Genomic DNA, 18,185 nt, shown 5'->3' with positions numbered 1-18,185 from the left:
CGCCGTCGGGGAACTTATGCCGCCCTAATCTCCCCGTTCGCCTGCTGGCGCACTTCGGTCAGGAAGCGCTCCACCTCGGCCGCCAGGGCGCGGGTCTGGCCGGACAGGCCGCGGGCGGCGTCCTGCACGCCGAGCGCGGTGCTGCCGGCGCTCTCCGCCGTCCGGGCCAGGGCTGCGATGGTGGCCGAGACGTCCTGGGTGCCGAGGGCTGCCATCTCCACCGCCCGCGCGATCTCCTGGGTGGCGGCGTTCTGTTCCTGCACCGACTGGGTGATGGTGCCGGAAATGCCGTCGATCTCGGTGATGGTCGAGCCGATGGCGCCGATGGCGTCGGCGGCCTCGCGGGTCACCGACTGCATGGCGTTGACCTGGGCGGCGATCTCGTCGGTGGCCTTGGCGGTCTGGTCGGCCAGCCCCTTCACCTCGGTCGCCACCACGGCGAAGCCCTTGCCGGCCTCGCCCGCCCGCGCCGCCTCGATGGTGGCGTTCAGCGCCAGCAGGTTGGTCTGCTTGGCGATGGCATGGATCAGCCCGACCACCTGGCCGATGCGCTCGGCGTTGGCGATCAGGCCCTGGACGGTGGCGTTGGTGCGGTCGGTGTGGGACACCGCCTCGCCGGCGATGCGGGCGGAATGGCCGACCTGATCGGAAATGCCGCCGATGGAGCTGGCGAGTTCGGTCGCCGCCGCCGCGGCGGAGCGGACGTTGGACTGGATGTCGTCGGATTCGCGGGCGACATTGCGGGTCTGGCTCGACGCCTCGCCCACCACCGTCGCCATGCGGTCGGCGCTGTCGGCCATGCCGGCGGCCGACTCGGCGATGCCCTCGACCAGCCGCTTCACCGTGCCCTGGAAGCGGTCGGCGAGGTCGAGCAAGGCGGCGCGCTTGGCCTGCTCGGCCTTGGCGTCGGCTTCGGCCTGGGCGGCGTGCATGCGTTCAATGGCGCGGGCGTTGTCGCGGAAGACGGTGACCGAGCCGGCCATGGCGCCGATCTCGTCGGAGCGGCCGTTGCCGGGCACCTCGACCGCGGTGTCGCCGTCGGCGAGCTTCGCCATCGCCGCCGACATCGCACGCAGCGGGCGGATGACGATGCGGCCGAGCAGGAGGTTCAGCAGGGCGATCTGCACCACCAGCGCGATCAGGCAGATGGCGATCTGGTTGCGCATCTGGGTGGCGATGGCGTCGATCTGCTGGTCCAGGCTCCAGGCGATCTGGAGGGCGCCGACCAGCCGGTTGCTCTTGCCGGTCACCACCGGCACCGTCACCACGATGTGGCCGTTGGCGGAGCGGGTCTGCGCCCCCTTGCCGGCCAGCACCGCCTCGACCAGGTCCTGGTCGGGCTTCAGCTCGTATTTTGCAAATCGCTCGTTGGAGAAGTCGGCGAGCGTGCCGGCGGATGTCACCGCCCGCAGCGAGGCGAGCTGCACCTCGTTGCTGCCGGCCAGCGGCATGAACTCCGTCTCGATGGAGGCGCCGTCGCCGGCGACGAAGCTGGTCTTGGTGGCGTTTGCCAGCATGTCCGTCTCTGACGCGGGCGTCGTGCGTGGCGAGCCGCACCGCGTCGTCATACTGCATCTTGGCCTGAAGCCCCATGATGACGATGAAGCCGCCGACGATGGCGGCGACGAAGGCCGCCGTCACCTTCCGCCCCACGCTCCAGAACCGTCGCGGCCGGGATGCGGCCGCCTTGTCCACTGCCATGCTCTTGCCCCTTCCCGTGCCGCCTCCGCTTCCTGCCCGGCCGCCAACCATGAGGATATGGCACAGGGCACGGCGAAGCACCGCCGGCAAGGCCGGCGTCCGCCACAGAAGCGTCAACGAATTGCAAAATTTAAATGATATTGTAACAGCACATCATGGTCTGCACCATGATCTTCCTCTCTGACTTTCGGAAGATTGCCAGTTGTCACAGCAATCCCAAAGTCTCGGTCCAGCTTGGACAAAGTGAAGGCGCCGCCGTCGCTTGGACAAAGCGGCGCCTTTTCGTGCCGGGAATTTCAAAAATCCGGCTTCAGTTCTTTTCAGATGTGTTTTTCCGGAACCGCTTCAGCCGCGGGCCGGGGTGCGCTCCCGCCAGCCGAAGGGACCGGCAGTCTCGTACAACCAAGGATACTGGTTGACCATGCGGCGCGCGATGGCGATGCGGTGTGCGGTGAGCGTGATCAGCCCGATCACTGCTGTGTGGACGATGAAGCCCCACAGCGACAAGAGCTGCTCGCCGAACAGGCCCCAGGCCAGGAAGCGGTCGCCCACCCCCAGCAGCAGCGAGTAGGCCAGCACGCTGGAGACCGGCTTCCACCCCTCTGCCAGCGTCTGCCCGGTCAGCACGCCGCAGCCGCCGAACACCAGCACCGTCAGGAACACGAAGACCGGAACGGAGGAGCCAAGGATCGTTTCCATCTCAGTGTCCCCCTTCCAGATAGGCCGCGCGAACCTCCGGGTCGGCCAGGAGCTGCGCCCCGGTCCCCGTCATCGTGATCTTCCCCGTCACCATCACATAGGCCCGGTGCGCCAGCTTCAGCGCGTGGAAGGCGTTCTGCTCGACCATGAACACCGTCATCTTCTGTTCCCGGTTGATCTCTTGGATCACCTGGAAAATCTGCTTCACGATCAGCGGCGCCAGCCCCAAGCTGGGCTCGTCCAGCAGCAGAAGCCGCGGCTGGCTCATCAGCGCCCGCCCGATCGCCAGCATCTGCTGCTCGCCGCCCGACATCGTCCCGGCGCGCTGGTTGATGCGCTCCTTCAGCCGCGGGAACAGCGTCAGCACCCGCTCAAGCTCGCGCTCGAAGCTGCCGGGCTGCGCCACGATGGAGCCCATCTGCAGGTTTTCCAGCACCGTCATCCGCGGGAAGATGCGCCGGCCTTCCGGGCTTTGCGCGATGCCGCGCCGCACGATCTCGTGGGTGGGCAGGTCGGTGATGTCCTCGCCCTCGAAGAACACCCGGCCCTGGCGCGCCCGCGGGCTGCCGCAGATCGTCATCAGCAGCGTCGACTTGCCGGCCCCGTTGGCGCCGATCAGCGAGACGATCTCGCCGGCGCCGATCTCGATGTCGATGCCCTTCAGCGCCTCGATGGCGCCGTAGAAGGTGTGGACGCCCGATACCTTCAGCATGGTTCAGGCTCCCTTCTGGCCGGCGGTGGGCGCGATGTGCAGGTCGGCGGCGACCTCCGGCGGCAGCGCCTCGTCCTCGTCCTCGCCCAGATAGGCGCGGATCACCGCCGGGTCGTTCTTCACATGCTCCGGAGTGCCGTCGGAAATCTTCCGGCCATAGTCCAGCACCACCACATGGTCGGAAATGCGCATCACCACGCTCATGTCATGCTCGATCAGCAGCACGCCCGTGCGGTGACCCTGCGGGGTCTGCACGTCGCGGATGAAGGTCAGGATCTCGGCCAGCTCCCCCGACTCGCGCGGGTTCAGGCCGGCCGCCGGCTCGTCCAGGCACAGCAGCACCGGCTCGGTGCACATGGCGCGCGCGATCTCCAGCCGGCGCTGGGCGCCGTAGGGCAAATTGCCGGCTTCCCAGTCGGCGAACTCGGTCAGCCGCACCCGGTCCAGCCAGTATTTCGCCAGCTCCACCGCCTCATGCTCGGCCTTGCGGAAGCCGGGCAGGCCCAACAGGCCGGCGATGGCGAAGCCGGACGCCCGCATCAGCTTGTTGTGCTGGGCGACGATCAGGTTCTCCAGAACGCTCATGCCGCTGAACAGCCGGATGTTCTGGAAGGTGCGCGCCACGCCCGCCAGCTGGGCGATGCGGTAGCCCGGCATCCGCTCCAGCAGGAACTCCTTGCCGGCGGGATGGCGCAGCGTCAGCCGCCCCACGGTCGGCGTGTAGAAGCCGGTGACGCAGTTGAACAGCGTCGTCTTGCCCGCACCATTGGGGCCGATCAGCGCGGTGATCTCGCCCGCCCGCGCCTCGAACGACACGTCGTTGTTCGCCACCAGACCGCCGAAGCGCATGGTCAGGTGTTCGACCGACAGAAGCGGCTTTTCAGTCATGACGGCGCTCATTTCGCGGCTCCCGCGGCGGGCTTTTTGCCGCCATGCAGGAGGATGGTCGGGTCACGATGGGCCAGCAGGCCGCGCGGACGCCACAGCATGATCACCACCATGCCGGCACCAAACGCCAGCATGCGGTAGTCGGCCAGCTCGCGGAACGCTTCCGGCAGGCCGATCACCAGCAGGGTGGCGACCACCACGCCGATCTGGCTGCCCATGCCGCCCAGCACCACGATGGCCAGGATGATCGCCGACTCGATGAAGGTGAAGCTCTCCGGGCTGATGAAGCCCTGGCGCGTGGCGAAGAAGGAGCCGGCGAAGCCGCCGAACATCGCCGCGATGGCGAAGGCCGCCAGCTTCATGTTGGTGCGGTTGATGCCCAAGGACGCACAGGCGATGTCGTCCTCGCGCAGCGCTTCCCAGGCCCGGCCCAGCGGCAGCTTGCGCACCCTGAGCGTGAACAGGTTCACCACCAGGGCCAAAGCCAGGATGAGGTAGTAGAGGAAGACGATGCGGTGGAGCGGCGAGAACTCCAGCCCGAACAGCTCGTGGAAGGCGGCCATGCCCTCGGCCGGGGTGCGGGAGAAGTCGGCGATGCCGAAGAAGCTCGGCCGCGGGATGCCGGAGATGCCGTTCGGGCCGCCGGTGAACTGGTACCAGTTGACCAGGATGATGCGGATGATCTCGCCGAAGCCCAAGGTCACGATGGCGAAATAGTCGCCGCGCAGCCGCAGGACGGGGAAGCCGAGCAGCACGCCGGAACAGGCGGCGAGCAGCCCCGCCAGCGGCAGGCAGAGCCAGAAGCTGAGTCCGAAATAATGGGCGAGCAGCGCGTAGCTGTAGGCGCCGACGGCGTAGAAGGCGACATAGCCGAGGTCGAGCAGGCCGGCCAGACCGACCACGATGTTCAGGCCCCAGCCCAGCATGATGTAGGTCAGCAGCAGGATGCCGATGTCCAGCAGCATGCGGTCGGCCAGCGGCGTCATCGGCAGGATGGCGGCGAAGACGACGGCGACCGGGCCGATGTATTTGCTGGCATGCTGCACCTTGGCGGCGAATTGATCCATGCGCTTGTCGCGGTCGGCTTGGCTGAGCTTGGAGCGGCCGGTGGCGACGGTCATGGCGGCGCGGATGGCGATGACGCCGCCGCCCAGCACCAGCACCAGGCGCAGCACCTGGGTCGGCATCGGCAGCACCAGCCCGATGCCGGCGCAGACCAGCGCCAGGATCAGCACCGGCAGCGCCATGCCCTGGCGGATCAGCCCGAGCCCGAGCCGGCCGAGGAAGACGAGGACCAGCGAGGCGATGACTTCTTCCGGCCGGGCTTCGATGCCGAGCCCGGTGGGGCGGTCGACGGTGCGCAAGCCCACCAGCGGCACGGTCAGCAGCAGGGCCACGAAGGCGGCGAGGCCGGCGTCCTTGACGGTGGCGGCCCAGTCGACGCCGCGCGCGGCGCCGCGTCCGGCGGAGAGGGTGTTGGAGTGCGTGGTCATGGCGCTTACACCTTCTCGATCTCGGGCCGGCCGAGCAGGCCGGTGGGCCGGAAGATCAGGACGAGGACGAGGATGGAGAAGGTTGCGACGTCCTTCCATTCGGAGCCGACATAGCCGGACCAGAAGGCTTCGATCAGGCCGATGACCACGCCGCCGAGCATGGCGCCGGGCAGCGAGCCGACCCCGCCGAGCACGGCGGCGGTGAAGCTTTTCACGCCGGCCAGGAAGCCGATGTAGAAGTCGATGACGCCATAGATCAGCAGCACCATCATGCCGGCGACGGCGGCGAGTGCGGCCCCCATGACGAAGGTCAGCGAGATGACGCGGTCGACGTTGACGCCGAGCAGCCCGGCCATCTTCTTGTCCTGCTCGCAGGCGCGCTGGGCACGGCCGAGCGAGGTGCGGTTGATCAGCATGGTGAAGCCGACCATGAGGACCAGCGTGATGATGATGGTGGCGAGCCGGACGTAGCTGACAGAGACGGCGCCGTCCATCAGGGTGAGGTTGCCGGGCAGGATGGGCTGCAGCGGCTTGGAGCGGGCGCCCTGGAGGATCTGGATGTAGTTCTGCAGGAAGATCGACATGCCGATGGCGGAGATCAGCGGCGCCAAGCGCGGCGAGGAGCGCAGCGGCCGGTAGGCGATGCGCTCGACCGTCCAGCCATAGACGCTGGTGAACAGCATGGAGGCGAGCAGCATGATCAGCAGCGCCAGCGGCACCCAGGTGATGCCGAGCGCGCCGATGGCCAGGAAGGTGATCAGCGCCACGAAGGAGCCGATCATGTAAATCTCGCCATGGGCGAAGTTGATCATGCCGATGATGCCGTACACCATCGTGTAACCGATTGCGATCAGGCCGTAGATCGCACCGAGCGACAAGCCGTTGATCAATTGCTGAAGAAAATATTCCATCAGGCAGGCTTCTCCCACTCTCCCAGATCAACGAATAGGCAGGCACGCGAAAAAGAGTGAGCCGTGTGCGGCAGCGGAGTTCCGATCCGGATGAACGGGGGAGAACATCCAGGACCGAGGCAGGGGACGCTTGGAACCCCGCCGCCGCACCCGGTTCTTGCCGAAGCCCCGCCGGATGCGGGATCCGGCGGGGCTTCGGGCGAATTCGTTACAGGGGACCGCTGCGGGCCGGCATGCGCGGAGCCGGGACAAGGCCGGCCTTCACCAGGACGGGCATCCAGGCGGGCATCTTCCGGATATGCGACGAGGTCGCGGGGGTGCGGTCATGCACCCGAGCGGCATTCCGTCGTTCGACCATGGTCAACAGCTCCCACTTGCGCGGCACGGGCTTGCAGCCGTGGCGTCCCCACCGGCATCGCTGCCGGACATCCTGCTTGTGAATCGCGGGCCAGTTCGGACGGAGTGACCGTCCGGACAGCACCAGTCGGCGAAAGGCGCCGCGCCTTACCCTGTTCAAAACTGTTCTTGGTCTTTGGCCCCGGCACTTAAGCGCCGGTTGCATATGTTACCCTTTTTCTTGTGACAGACAGGTAATGCAACTTGATCCGTAGGCGCAACACTCTCTTTCCAAGGGTTGAAAAAAACAACAATCGTTCCGACGCGTCGCGATTTTTCCGTTCAAAATTTCCAGTCCTACGGTTTCCGAGAAATATCGTTCAGTTTATTGTCAACAGCTGTTCACATCATCCGCCGACCGTTTCGCGCGGGTCGGTGAAGGGCTGTCCGAGCGCCTCCGCCACCGCCGGATAGGTCAGCCGGCCGCCCTGGACATTCAGCCCGGCCAGCAGGTGCGGATCCTCGGCCAGCGCCCGTTTCCAGCCCTTGCCGGCCAGCGCCTGGACGAAGGGCAGGGTGGCATGGTTCAGCGCCTCGGTGCTGGTGCGGGCGACGGCACCCGGCATGTTGGCGACGCAATAATGCACGACGCCGTCCACCACATAAGTCGGGTCGGAGTGGGTGGTGGCGTGGCTGGTCTCGAAACAGCCGCCCTGGTCGATGGCGACATCCACCAGGACCGACCCGCGGCGCATGCCGGCCAGCTGGTCGCGGCGCACCAGTTTCGGCGCCGCCGCCCCCGGCACCAGCACGGCGCCGACCACCAGATCGGCATCGGCGACCAGCCGGTCGAGGGTGTCGGCGGAGGCATAGACGGTCTTCAGCCGCGGCCCGAACAGATCGTCGAGCTGGGCCAGCCGCGGCATGGAGCGGTCGGCGATGGTCACGTCGGCGCCCAGCCCCATCGCCATGCGGGCGGCGTTGGCGCCGACCACGCCGCCACCGATGACCAGCACCTTGCCGGGCAGCACGCCGGGCACGCCGCCCAGCAGGATGCCGGAGCCGCCGTTGCTCTTCTGCAAGGCGACGGCGCCGACCTGGATCGCCATGCGGCCGGCGATCTCCGACATCGGCGCCAGCAGAGGCAGGCGGCCGGCGCGGTCGGTGACGGTTTCATAGGCGATGGCGGTGCAGCCGCTCTCCATCAGCAGCCGGGCCTGTTCGGGATCGGGGGCGAGGTGCAGGTAGGTGAAGAGCACCTGATCCGGGCGCAGCCTGCGACATTCCGCCGGCTGCGGCTCCTTGACCTTCACGATAAGCTCGGCCTTCGCAAAGACCTCCTCGGCGGTTTCGGCGATCTCGGCCCCCGCCGCGCGGTAGGCCTCGTCGGAAAAGCCGATCTCGGCGCCGGCGCCGCTCTGCACCAGCAGGGAATGGCCGTCCGCCGCCAGTTCGCGGATCGATGCCGGCGTCAGCCCGACGCGGTATTCGTGGTTCTTGATTTCCTTGGGAACGCCGATGCGCGTGACCATGCGAGATCTCCCCGATCCGAACGCCCGTTTCAATCAATCCGGCCGATCGAATCCGGCAGAACCATTGGTATCCCAGGAAACCATCGGTGGGGCAGATTGTCTCAGCGATGTCACTATACGGCCGGCGAAGCGGGTGAATCTCTGCAAAGCCTTGCATGAATCCCCCATAGTGTGGTGGAGCTTCCGCACGATCCGCCACGTCTTCGAATAAAGTTGCATGCACGCCCTGGACGCCCTGGACCACAAGATCCTGCGCCTTCTCCGCAAGGACGGCCGGATGAGCAACGCCAAGCTGGCGGCGGAGGTCGGGCTGTCTCCCTCGGCCTGCCTGCGCCGCCTGCACATGCTGGAGCATTCCGGCGTCATCCGCGGCTATACCGCCATCATCGAGACGGCGGACGAGGAGCGGTCGGTGACCGTCATCGTCCAGATCACGCTGGAACGGCAGACCGACGAGTATCTGCGCCGTTTCGACGCCGCCGTCCGCCGCTGTCCGGAGGTGCGGGAGTGCTATCTGCTGTCCGGCAGTTCCGATTACCTGCTGCGGGTGGTGGCGCAGAATCCCAGCGATTACGACCGCATCTATAAGGACTCGCTGTCGCGCCTCCCCGGCGTGGTGCGCATCCAGTCGAGCTTCGCCATCCGCAGCATCGTGCGCCCCGGCAACCTGCCGGCGCTGGAGGACCGGGCGGACTGACCGTCGAGGGAACGTCTCCCTGGGGGGTACGTTCGCCCAGGACCGGCCTGCCTCAGGGAGTGGGGGCCCATGCCACCGTCGTGATCGTGTAATCCTTGAATTCCGGCGCGAACCTGTCCAAGTTCGGGGAACCATGACACTGCCGCCCCGCCATATCCGTAACCTCCTGCGTGCAGGCCGCGTTCACGCAGGCTCGCCCGCCCCGGATCTGGTCGCCTGAGGCAAGGCTCCCGGACCGTCCGGGGCCAACATCGTCTCCGAATCCAAAAGAGCCGCTCGAACCGCATCCCTGCGGTCGCGGGTTTATCACATGCAACCGCTGCATGACCGATGAGGCGTCCACCGGGGGGCGTCGCCCGGCAGTCGGTTGAGCATGCCGAGAAAAGCGAAGGAAGACCTCGATGCGTCCCGCAGACCAGTTTCCGCCCATCGTGCTGACCGCCACCGACCATGACCGCCTCTCGGCTCTGGTGGAGGCCGTTTCCGAGAGGTTGCCCGATGTGTACGCGTACCTCACGGTCGAACTGGAGCGCGCTGCGGTGATCGATGCCGGCGAACTCGTGGCGACGGTGGTCACGATGGGCGCGCGCGTGGCGTTCCGGGACGAGGTAACCGGACAGGAGCGCACTGTCACCCTGGTCTATCCGGGTGACGCCGACCTCGCGGCCGGTCGGGTGTCGGTGCTGACCCCCATTGGCGCGGCCCTCATCGGCGTCGCGGAAGGACAGTCGATCACATGGTACACGCGTGAGGGCGAGGCGAAGACCCTTACCGTTTTGGCCGTCGAGCCTCCCGGTGCGGACGGAGGCGCCGTCGCCGCGTGATCCGCGGTCGGAAGAGCGACTGCACGCAAGACGCTTCACAACCGCTTCGTCGGCTGGGCGGCCATGGGTAATACAGCCCTGTGCCAAGGCCGCCGATCTTTCATGCTGCCTCTCACCCGAACAGGTCCAATTCCGGGTCGGAGCCGGTTACAGCGCCTGTTCGAGGATCGCCCGTTCCAGGATCGCCCTGGCCGGTGCGTATTTCTCGGCAACCATCCGCGGCCCGGCGGCGATGGCGGCGACGCGGGCGGGATCGCTGTTGTCCAGATTGTCGGCCAGCTTGACGCGGATCGCCGTGAGGTTGCCGCTCGCGGCGATCCGCCCGATCCAGTCGAGATAGCTTCCTTCGGGGTTCAGGTTCCGGCTGACCAGTTGGATGGCGGCGATGGCCTCCTCCTCGACGCCAGCCGCCCGGAGATCGTCGGCGGTGGCGCCGGCATCCTCGATGGCGTCATGGAGCAGGGCGGCCTGGAACTGGGCCTTGGTGGCGTCGGGGAACCGCTCCATCAGGCGGTGGGCGACCCGTTCCAGATGCCTCCAATAGGGGGCGCCGGCCTTGTCGACCTGACCCTTGTGGAGGGTCCTGGCGAATTCCAGCGTGTCCCGGAACCAAGCCTCATTCTGCACTGTGCTTTCTCCTTTCCACGTCTTTGCGCCGCGCTATCGACGTTCTGACCCCGCGGTTCACCCGAACAGGTCGAGTTCCGGGTCCGGCGCGGTTTCCGGGTGGGTCAGGTCGGTGCAGCCGATGCCGATCAGGCGGAAGGCGCGGCCGTCGACCTCGCGCTCCAGCAGGGCGAGGCCGGCCGCCAGGATCGCGTCCGCCGAGCGGGTCGGCTCGACCCGGCGGGACCGGGTCAACTGCTGGAAATCCTTGGTCTTCAGCTTCAGCACCACGCTGCGGCCGAGCAGCCCCTCGCGCTCCAGCCGGCGGGCGACCTTGTCGGCCAGCGGGCGCAGCTCCTGCGCCAGGGCGGGCAGGGTGGTGACGTCCCAGTCGAAGGTTTCCTCCGACGAGATGCTCTTGCTCGGCGACTTGGGGTGCACCCGGCGGGAATCCTCGCCGCGGGCGTAGCTGTAGAGCACCCGGCCCATGGCGCCGTAGCGCTTGACCAGCCAATGCTCATCCCTGTCCTGAAGATCGCCGACGCGGGTGATGCCGTCGGCGAACAGCTTGCGCTCCAAGGCCGGGCCGACGCCCCACAGGATGGTCACCCGCTTGGGCGCCAGGAAGGCCGCCGCCTCCGCCCGGCCGAGTGCGGAGAAGCCGCGCGGCTTGTCGAGATCCGAGGCGATCTTCGCCAGCAGCTTGTTGTAACTGAGGCCGATGGAGGCGGTGATGCGCAGTTCCCGCTCGAAGCGGCGGACGATCTCAACCAGCGCCTGGGCCGGGCTGATGCTGAGGCGGTCTTCCACGCCGGTCAGGTCGAGATAGGCCTCGTCGATGCTGATCGGCTCGACCAGCGGGGTGAAGGCCTCCATGATCTCGCGGGCCCGATGGCCGACTTCCTTATATTTGGCGATGTTGGGGCGGATGATGGTGGCGTCGGGGCAGCGGTCCAGCGCCTCGCGGATCGTCATGGCCGAGCGCACGCCCGATATCCGGGCGACATAGCAGCAGGCGGCGACCACCCCGCGATGGTCGTCGCCGCCGACGATCACCGGGCGGCTGGCCAGCTCCGGCCGGTCGCGCTTCTCCACCGTGGCATAGAAGCTGTCGCAGTCGATGTGGCCGATATGCAGGCTGTGCAGCTCGGCATGGCGGAACAGCCGCCGGCTGCCGCATTTCGGGCAGCGCGTCAAGTCACCCGATCCTGCGCCCGATCCTGCGCCGGGGAGGGCGGCGGCGCAGTCGCGGCAGACGCTGTGCAGGGCGGTGATCATGATGACGGCAGCTTAGCAAAGCGGCGGAGCAAGCGCCAGCTTATGCGTACAAAGGAAGAACGGAATGCGAGGTCAGCGCAACGGCGACTTCGCCCGGTCGGTGGCGGCGATGCGGGACGCGATGCCCTGCAAGCCACTCAGAAGCAGCTTCGCCATAGCCCAGTGATAGAGGGCCGATCCCACCAGGACCGTCAGCATGGCGCCCCACCCGCCGATCCAGCCGGCGAGCATGGCCGCGACGAGGGAGGCGGCGGCCGAGACGACCAATGCCACCAGAATCGTCAGGCCATTGGCTCCGTTGATCCGGCCGAGGATCGCGGCCCGCTCCATCGCCGCGGCGCCGAGCAGGACGACCAGCGACAGGGTCAGCGAAATGCTCAGCAGCAGAACCATGGAGGCACTCGGGAGTGTGGTCGTGGGAGAAGCGGGCGTTAGCGCAGCACGTCGCCGCCCACCGCCAGCCGGCCGGCAACGACGGCGGCCTGGGTGCGGCTGACCACGTTCAGCTTGCGCAGGATGCTGGAGACGTGGACCTTCACCGTCTGCTCCGACACGTTCAGTTCGCCGGCGATCTGCTTGTTCAGCTTGCCGTCGACGATCATCGTCAGGATGCGCAGCTGCTGCGGCGACAGCGAGGCGAAGCGGCGGGCGGAGTCTGCCTCGTCGGCTTCCGATGACACCGCCGACAGCGGCGGCGCCCAGGTCTCGCCGGACAGGATGGCGCGGATGGCGTCGGCCATCGCCGGCATCGACAGCGACTTCGGGATGTAGCCCGAGGCGCCATAGGCCAGCGCCCGGCGGATGGTGTCGGGATCCTGCAAGGCCGACAGGATGGCGACCGGCACGGTCGGGTGGTGGGCCAGCATCAGGAACAGGCCGGCGAAACCGTGGGTGCCGGGCATGTTCAGGTCGAGCAGGACGAGGTCGATCCCGTCCGGCTGCGCTCCCACCGCGGTCATCACCGAGTCGAGGTCCGGGCATTCGATCACCCGCACCTCCGGCATCGCCCGGCCCAGCGCGTCGCGCAGCGCCGCCTGCACCAGCGGATGGTCGTCGCCGATGACGATTGTCGTCTGTCCGGCTGTCGTTTGCGCGGCCGCCGTTTGTTCAGCCGCCGTTTGTCCAGCCGTTGCCGATGCGCCTGCTGCGCTGTCCTCGCCCATGGCTTCCGCACTCCCCCCATTTGCGGCCGCCCGGCTTTTGTCCGGTTCCAGCCTTAACGCTCGGCCACGGCCGCCGTCTGCAAGGCCGCCCCGTTCAGGAAGCGGCGCAGCGACGCCGGCTTCACCGGTTTGTAGAGCACCCCGCAGCCGCAACGCTCCGCTTCCGCCCGCACCGCTTCGGAGCGGTCGGCGGTCAGCAGCAGCCCCTTGACCGGGCGGTCCCACAATTCCCGCAACCGCTCCAGAACCGCAAGCCCCGTCTGCCCGTCGCCGACGTGATAATCGACACAGACCACATCGGGAAGCGCCCCGTCGAAGGGGGCGAGTGCCGCCAGGGCGCCTTCGACGTCCGATGCCGTCGCCACCCGGCAGCCCCATTGGCCGAGCAGCGCACGCAAGCCGGCCAGGATCGGCTCCTCATTGTCGATGCACAGGACCAGAAGCCCGGCCGACAGGGCGGCAGGCGTGGAGACCGGTCGGGTGACCGGGGTGGCGCGCGACTGCTCCATCGGCACCTCCACCGCGAAGCCGGTGCCGCGCCCGACGGTGGAGCGCAGGGTGACGGGATGGTCGAGCAGCCGGGCGATGCGGTCGACGATGGCGAGGCCGAGGCCCAATCCCTTATCGGCCGGATTGCCGCCGCCGTTTTCGCCTCCCAGCCGGCGGAACTCCTCGAACACCTCGTGGCGCTTGGCCTCGGGGATGCCGGGGCCGGTGTCCCAAACCTCGATGCGCAGGCGATCACCGTGAATGGGGTCGCGGCGGCGCCGGCAGCCGAGCAGGACGCGGCCCTTCGGCGTGTAGCGGATGGCGTTGGACAGGAAATTCTGCAACACCCGGCGCAGAAGCTGCGGGTCGGAGCGCACCACCGCACCGCAGCCCACCACCTTCAAGGTCAGGCCGCGTTCCTGCGCCAGGGCGGAGAATTCCACCCCCAGCCCGCCCAGCAGCTCGTCGATGGCGAAGCTGCGCATCTTCACCCGGACATTGCCGGCGTCGAGCGACGAGATGTCGAGCAGTCCGCCCAGCAGCATCTCGGTCGAGCGGAGCGAGGCGGCGGCGTTGTCGATCATGCCGCATTCCGACTCCCGCTGGCCGGGCGTCGGCAGCGGTCCCCGCATGCTCTCCTCCAGCGCCGAGACGAACAGGCGGGCGGCGTTCAGCGGTTGCAGCAGGTCGTGGCTGGCGGCGGCGAGGAAGCGGGTCTTGCTGGCGTTGGCCGCCTCGGCCTCCGCCTTCGCCTGTTGCAGCGCGTCGGTGCGCTCCTGCACGCGGTGCTCCAGGCTCTCGTTGGCCTCGCGCAGGGCCTCGGCGGCGCGGTAGCGCTCGGTCACGTCGGTGTAGGTCGAGACATAGCCGCCTTCCGGCAGCGGGTTGGCGACGATCTCCAGCACCGTGCCGTCGGGGCGGCGCCGCTCGTAGCGGTAGGGCCATTGCTGGTTGGCGGTGTCGCGGTTGGTCAGCAGCGCCGTCATGTCGCGGGCGCTGTATTCGCCGCGGCGCTCGTTGAAGCGGATCAGGTCGGCGAAGGGCACGCCAACCCGCACCATGTCGGCCGGCAGGTCGAGCAGTTCCAGATAGCGGTGGTTCCAGGCGGCGATGCGGTGGTCGGCATCGATCACGCAGATGCCCTGGCCGATGTTCTCCAGCGTCGCCTGGAGCAGCTTGCGGTTGAAGCGCAGCGCCTCCGACGCCTCGTCCAGCATCGCCATGGCGTCGCCGCGCGACAGCGAGCGGCCTTGCAGAGAGGCGGCCATCACCACCCGCGCCGACGCCGCCCCGATGGCGCCGGCGATCAGCGTCTCGGTGAAGCGGACGGCGTCGAGGTCGGCGGGGCCGGTCTCGCCCTTGCGTCCGGCGGCATAAGCATCGAAGGCGGCGTTGCCGCGCTCCGCCCCGACGAAACGGATGGCGAGCGCCCGCAGGTCGGCCAGCCTGGCCAGCGCCTGCGGCGTGTCGTCCTCGTCGCGGTCGGCGGTCGCGGTGGTGTAGAAGACGGCCTGGGTGCGCTCCACGGCACTGGGGCGGGCCAGCAGCGAGCCGGCGACGAAGGCGATCAGGTTGGCGAGCAGGCTCCACAGGCTGGCGTGCGAGATGGGGTCCAGCCCCTCGATCCCGAACAGGGCCTGCGGGCGCAGCCAGCCGATGCCCCAGGGGCCGTGATCGAGGAAGGCGTCCGGCACCGGCACGATGCGCGCCATCGACGGCACCAGCAGCGTGTAGACCCACAGCAGGAAGCCGGCACCGAGCCCGGCCAGAGCCCCCACCCGGTTGGCCCGCCGCCAGTACAGCCCGCCGAAGAAGGCCGGGCCGAACTGCGCCACCGCGACGAAGGACAGGAGGCCGATGACGGTCAGCGGGTAGTCGCGGTCGACCAGCCGGTGCATGACATAGGCCAGCAGCAGGATGCCCACCACCGACAGCCGCCGCACCAGCAGCAGCGTGCCGACCATGTCGCGCCGGCCGACGCGGGCGGCGAAGTGCTTGCGGCTGAGCAGCAGCGGCATCACCACGTCGTTGCACAGCATGGTGCTGAGCGACACCGCGGCGACGATGACCATGCCGGTCGCCGCCGACAGGCCGCCGATGAAGGACAGCAGGCTGAAGCCGCTGGCCCCCGCCGCGATGGGCAGGGTGATCATGAAGGTGTCGGGGTTGATGCCGTCGCTTCCGCTGTCGGGCCCGAAGGTGATGAGGCCGGCCACCGCGATGGGGATCATCAGGGCGCTCAGCGCCACCAGATAGGAGGGGTACATCCAGGCGGCGGCGCGCAGATGGCGGGGATTGTCGTTCTCCACCGTCATCACATGGTACATCTGCGGCAGGCAGAGGAAGGCGATGATCGAGATCGACGTGTTCGACCACCAGGTCGGGTCGGTGAAGTCGGGCGACAGCAGCGGCTCCGCCTGCGGCCGGGCGATCAGGTCGGTGTAGCCGTCGAACATCCCCCAGACGATGAAGGCGGCCACCGCCAGGAAGACGGTCAGCTTCACCAGGCTCTCAAACGCGATGGCCAGCATCAGGCCGCGGTGATGCTCGCTGGCGTTGATGTGGCGGACGCCGAACAGGATGGTGAAGACCGCCATCGACAGCGCCACCGCGAAGGCGGTGTCGCCCCAGACCGGCGGCGGCAGGGCGGCCGGGGCGGCCAGCGACGGGGCCGTCAGCACGTCGAAGCTGGCGGCAACCGCCTTCAGCTGCAAGGCGATGTAGGGCAGCACGCCGACCAGCGCCGTCAGCGTCACCAGCGCCGCCACCGCCTGGCTCTTGCCGTAGCGGGCGCCGATGAAGTCGGCGATGGAGGTGACGTTCTGCGCCTTGGTGATGGCGATGGTCTTGGTCAGCACCGGGCGGGCCGCCAGCAGCAGGATCATCGGCGCCAGATAGATCGGCAGGAAATCGAAGCCGCTGGCCGAGGCCCGGCCGACCGAGCCGTAGAAGCTCCAACTGGTGTTGTAGATGCACAGCGTCAGCGCGAAGAGGATGCCGGTCGCCCGCGGCGAGGCCGACAGCAGCGCGCCCCCGGCGGTGCGCCGGTCGCCCCACCAGGCGATGGCGAACAGAACCCCCAGATAGGCCGCCGAAACGGCCAGCACCAGCCAACTCTGCACGACCGACGGACCTCTTTGGGGTGGGAAGGGGAGCTGTGCGACGACCCTATCGCAATGCTGCCGCCGCCAACAACGGGCGGGCTCGGAATTGCTCAAGAACTGTGCAGGGCTGAACGAAGGTAGGGGCGCAAATGGTTTGCCGGTCGAACTATTCTGCACCTGCCGGACGCCGCCGTCCCGGTCGCCGCTGGTGTGACGGCCGGCGTTCCCGCCCCGGTCCCGGGCATCAGTCCAAGGGTCCGGGGACCGCCGAAGCGGCCGTTTCCGTCTCCTCCCTCGGACGGGGACGGCCGCTTCCGCGCCTGCCGTCCGGCCCCGCCGGCCGTGGGACAAACGGGGGTCCCTGTCGGTTTACTGCGTCGTCATCGCTGGGAAAGCGTCGCGAACGGCCCAATCTATGGCAAGATGGTCCATCGTAAGGGAGCCCGGCCGTCGGTGCCGGCCCCGGTGCGTGGCCTGAAACGGAAGACGGACGCCCAAGAGAATGCTGATCGACGCCTATTTGGGGTTCCGGGTCGGGGACGTGGTCCTGGACCGTGCGGAGCTTGCGGCCGGCACCGCCACCATCAAGGAAATCCACGTCGTTCCCTGTGACTGGGCGCATGGCCTGACCGGCATCGCCGTGATGGAGAACGGCGCCGAGCGTTTCATCGTCCAGCTGAAGAAGGTGCGCCCCACCGAGGAAGAGGTCGAGACCGAAAGCAACGTCCGGCCGCTGCGCCACCGCGCGCGCTGAACCCTGTTTCCAACACGGCAAGGCCCGCCGCCCCGGATCGGAGCGGCGGGCCTTTGCTTTTCCAGCGGGAGCGGTGCCCGCCGGGCCGTCAGTGACGGGGCTTCAGTGACGAAGCTGGACGCGCCCGCCGTTCCTGCGCGCGTCATCGACGCTGGCGATGGCGGGCAGGCCGCGCAGGAAGGCGGCGCCGGTGTCGGTCGCCTCGAACAGGACATGGCCCTGGCGGTCCTGGCCGCGGAAACGGGCCTCGGTCGCCATGCCGGCATTGCGGACGGCGGCCGACAGGTCGGACACGGCCTTCCAGATGCGGGCACGATGCTCGGCGGCGCTGGAGCAGCCGGTCGCATCCGCGACGGCCAGCGTTACGGTAAAGGAATGAAGCTCGATCGCCATGGTGGCACCACGGAACTTGGAGTGCGGGGTTCGGTAAACCCGGATCGTTCCGGCCATCGGCCGGATACGGCGCCGGCCCTTGGGATCGAGAAACTCAGTCGTAACGGGGAAGCTTCGACAGGACAATGTCGCTGATGAGGCCGCGGAGCTGGCTGACCGGGAGCTGTTCGACCGGAATGCTGACCGCGCGGGCGTAGGTCTCGCAGACGTGCCAGGCGTGGTCGGGTTCGACCAGGATGTGCCGGGCGAGATCGTGTTCGTCGGCGTTCGCCCGTCCGGGGAGCGCCTTTTCACAGGCCAGAGCGGTTTGCACCATATCGCTGGCCAGATTGTGCAGGTTCATGGATGGCACCTTCCCATGCTCGGGAAATCGTTGGGGGCACAAACAAACTAGACCTTCGTTCCGGATTCCACAATGGTGCCTATGACGTTCGGCTGTGACAATTCGACGATGGAGCCACAACCGGCGCCTGGGCGATGCCGCCGCGGACCGGCCGATACCGGGACCAACATAGGTTGCGGCGAATTATTCCGCCTGTGACCGTTTCGCGGGTCTGACGCGGCAAATTTCGGCCGGCTCCGCCGCCACTGCGCTCTTGCGTCGG

17 protein-coding genes are annotated in these 18,185 nt (G+C 68.0%); 3 read left to right on the top strand and 14 right to left on the bottom strand.

The genetic code is table 11. The features are described from left to right. Positions 1–14: 14 nt before the first annotated feature. The 7 genes from ACWPN3_RS07105 to ald form a co-directional block, all read right to left on the bottom strand. On the bottom strand, positions 15–1,517 hold the full coding sequence (locus tag ACWPN3_RS07105) for a methyl-accepting chemotaxis protein (RefSeq protein WP_492261197.1): 1,503 nt from the start codon (positions 1,515–1,517) through the stop codon (positions 15–17). Between the two features lie 529 nt (positions 1,518–2,046). Then, complete coding sequence (locus ACWPN3_RS07100) at positions 2,047–2,400, bottom strand: DUF6867 family protein (RefSeq protein WP_492243841.1); 354 nt, start codon at positions 2,398–2,400, stop codon at positions 2,047–2,049. Between the two features lies 1 nt (position 2,401). Further along, positions 2,402–3,112: an ABC transporter ATP-binding protein gene (locus ACWPN3_RS07095; protein WP_014189439.1), complete on the bottom strand. Its 711-nt coding sequence runs from the start codon at positions 3,110–3,112 to the stop codon at positions 2,402–2,404. Positions 3,113–3,115: 3 nt separating this feature from the next. After that, the gene (locus tag ACWPN3_RS07090) at positions 3,116–4,012 is read right to left on the bottom strand and encodes an ABC transporter ATP-binding protein (RefSeq protein ID WP_492239656.1); all 897 of its coding nucleotides are present in this window, start codon (positions 4,010–4,012) and stop codon (positions 3,116–3,118) included. Further along, positions 4,009–5,493: a high-affinity branched-chain amino acid ABC transporter permease LivM gene (gene livM / locus ACWPN3_RS07085; RefSeq protein ID WP_492261196.1), complete on the bottom strand. Its 1,485-nt coding sequence runs from the start codon at positions 5,491–5,493 to the stop codon at positions 4,009–4,011. Before livM ends, ACWPN3_RS07090 begins: the two co-directional genes overlap by 4 nt. 5 nt (positions 5,494–5,498) lie before the next feature. Beyond that, positions 5,499–6,404: an ABC transporter permease subunit gene (locus ACWPN3_RS07080; RefSeq protein ID WP_109491242.1), complete on the bottom strand. Its 906-nt coding sequence runs from the start codon at positions 6,402–6,404 to the stop codon at positions 5,499–5,501. 743 nt (positions 6,405–7,147) lie between these two features. After that, positions 7,148–8,272: an alanine dehydrogenase gene (ald, locus tag ACWPN3_RS07075; RefSeq protein ID WP_109451286.1), complete on the bottom strand. Its 1,125-nt coding sequence runs from the start codon at positions 8,270–8,272 to the stop codon at positions 7,148–7,150. A 217-nt stretch (positions 8,273–8,489) separates the two neighbouring features. Here ald and ACWPN3_RS07070 point away from each other — a divergent pair, with 217 nt between their 5' ends. Together ACWPN3_RS07070 and rnk are read left to right on the top strand one after the other, a co-directional pair. After that, on the top strand, positions 8,490–8,969 hold the full coding sequence (locus tag ACWPN3_RS07070) for an Lrp/AsnC family transcriptional regulator (protein ID WP_109451282.1): 480 nt from the start codon (positions 8,490–8,492) through the stop codon (positions 8,967–8,969). A 401-nt stretch (positions 8,970–9,370) separates the two neighbouring features. Continuing rightward, positions 9,371–9,793, top strand: coding sequence for a nucleoside diphosphate kinase regulator (gene rnk / locus ACWPN3_RS07065; RefSeq protein ID WP_109451280.1), 423 nt, complete (start codon positions 9,371–9,373; stop codon positions 9,791–9,793). 147 nt (positions 9,794–9,940) lie between these two features. Here rnk and ACWPN3_RS07060 read toward each other — a convergent pair whose 3' ends face one another. The 5 genes from ACWPN3_RS07060 to ACWPN3_RS07040 form a co-directional block, all read right to left on the bottom strand. After that, positions 9,941–10,420, bottom strand: a complete 480-nt coding sequence (locus ACWPN3_RS07060; RefSeq protein WP_492243843.1) for an HD domain-containing protein — start codon at positions 10,418–10,420, stop codon at positions 9,941–9,943. A 57-nt stretch (positions 10,421–10,477) separates the two neighbouring features. Further along, entirely contained in the window at positions 10,478–11,677 is a 1,200-nt protein-coding gene (locus ACWPN3_RS07055) for a DNA polymerase IV (protein ID WP_492261195.1), read from the bottom strand. 72 nt (positions 11,678–11,749) lie between these two features. After that, positions 11,750–12,070 (bottom strand): hypothetical protein, encoded by a 321-nt coding sequence (locus ACWPN3_RS07050; RefSeq protein WP_492243845.1) that lies wholly within the window; start codon positions 12,068–12,070, stop codon positions 11,750–11,752. Between the two features lie 38 nt (positions 12,071–12,108). Further along, positions 12,109–12,840 (bottom strand): LuxR C-terminal-related transcriptional regulator, encoded by a 732-nt coding sequence (locus tag ACWPN3_RS07045; RefSeq protein ID WP_492261194.1) that lies wholly within the window; start codon positions 12,838–12,840, stop codon positions 12,109–12,111. Positions 12,841–12,893: 53 nt separating this feature from the next. Then, positions 12,894–16,451, bottom strand: coding sequence for a hybrid sensor histidine kinase/response regulator (locus ACWPN3_RS07040; protein ID WP_492243847.1), 3,558 nt, complete (start codon positions 16,449–16,451; stop codon positions 12,894–12,896). A gap of 484 nt (positions 16,452–16,935) precedes the next feature. On the opposite strand from ACWPN3_RS07040, the gene ACWPN3_RS07035 reads away from it, so the two are divergent. Continuing rightward, positions 16,936–17,187, top strand: a complete 252-nt coding sequence (locus ACWPN3_RS07035; protein WP_109048879.1) for a hypothetical protein — start codon at positions 16,936–16,938, stop codon at positions 17,185–17,187. Between the two features lie 102 nt (positions 17,188–17,289). Here ACWPN3_RS07035 and ACWPN3_RS07030 read toward each other — a convergent pair whose 3' ends face one another. Next, on the bottom strand, positions 17,290–17,580 hold the full coding sequence (locus tag ACWPN3_RS07030) for a hypothetical protein (RefSeq protein ID WP_098736280.1): 291 nt from the start codon (positions 17,578–17,580) through the stop codon (positions 17,290–17,292). Between the two features lie 94 nt (positions 17,581–17,674). Beyond that, entirely contained in the window at positions 17,675–17,923 is a 249-nt protein-coding gene (locus ACWPN3_RS07025) for a hypothetical protein (protein ID WP_098736097.1), read from the bottom strand. Between the last annotated feature and the right edge of the window lie 262 nt (positions 17,924–18,185).

Source organism: Azospirillum sp. UENF 111221 (genome assembly GCF_058780625.1).
The sequence above is the reverse complement of the archived record's forward strand: the minus strand, read 5'-3'. Positions and strand labels throughout refer to the sequence as shown.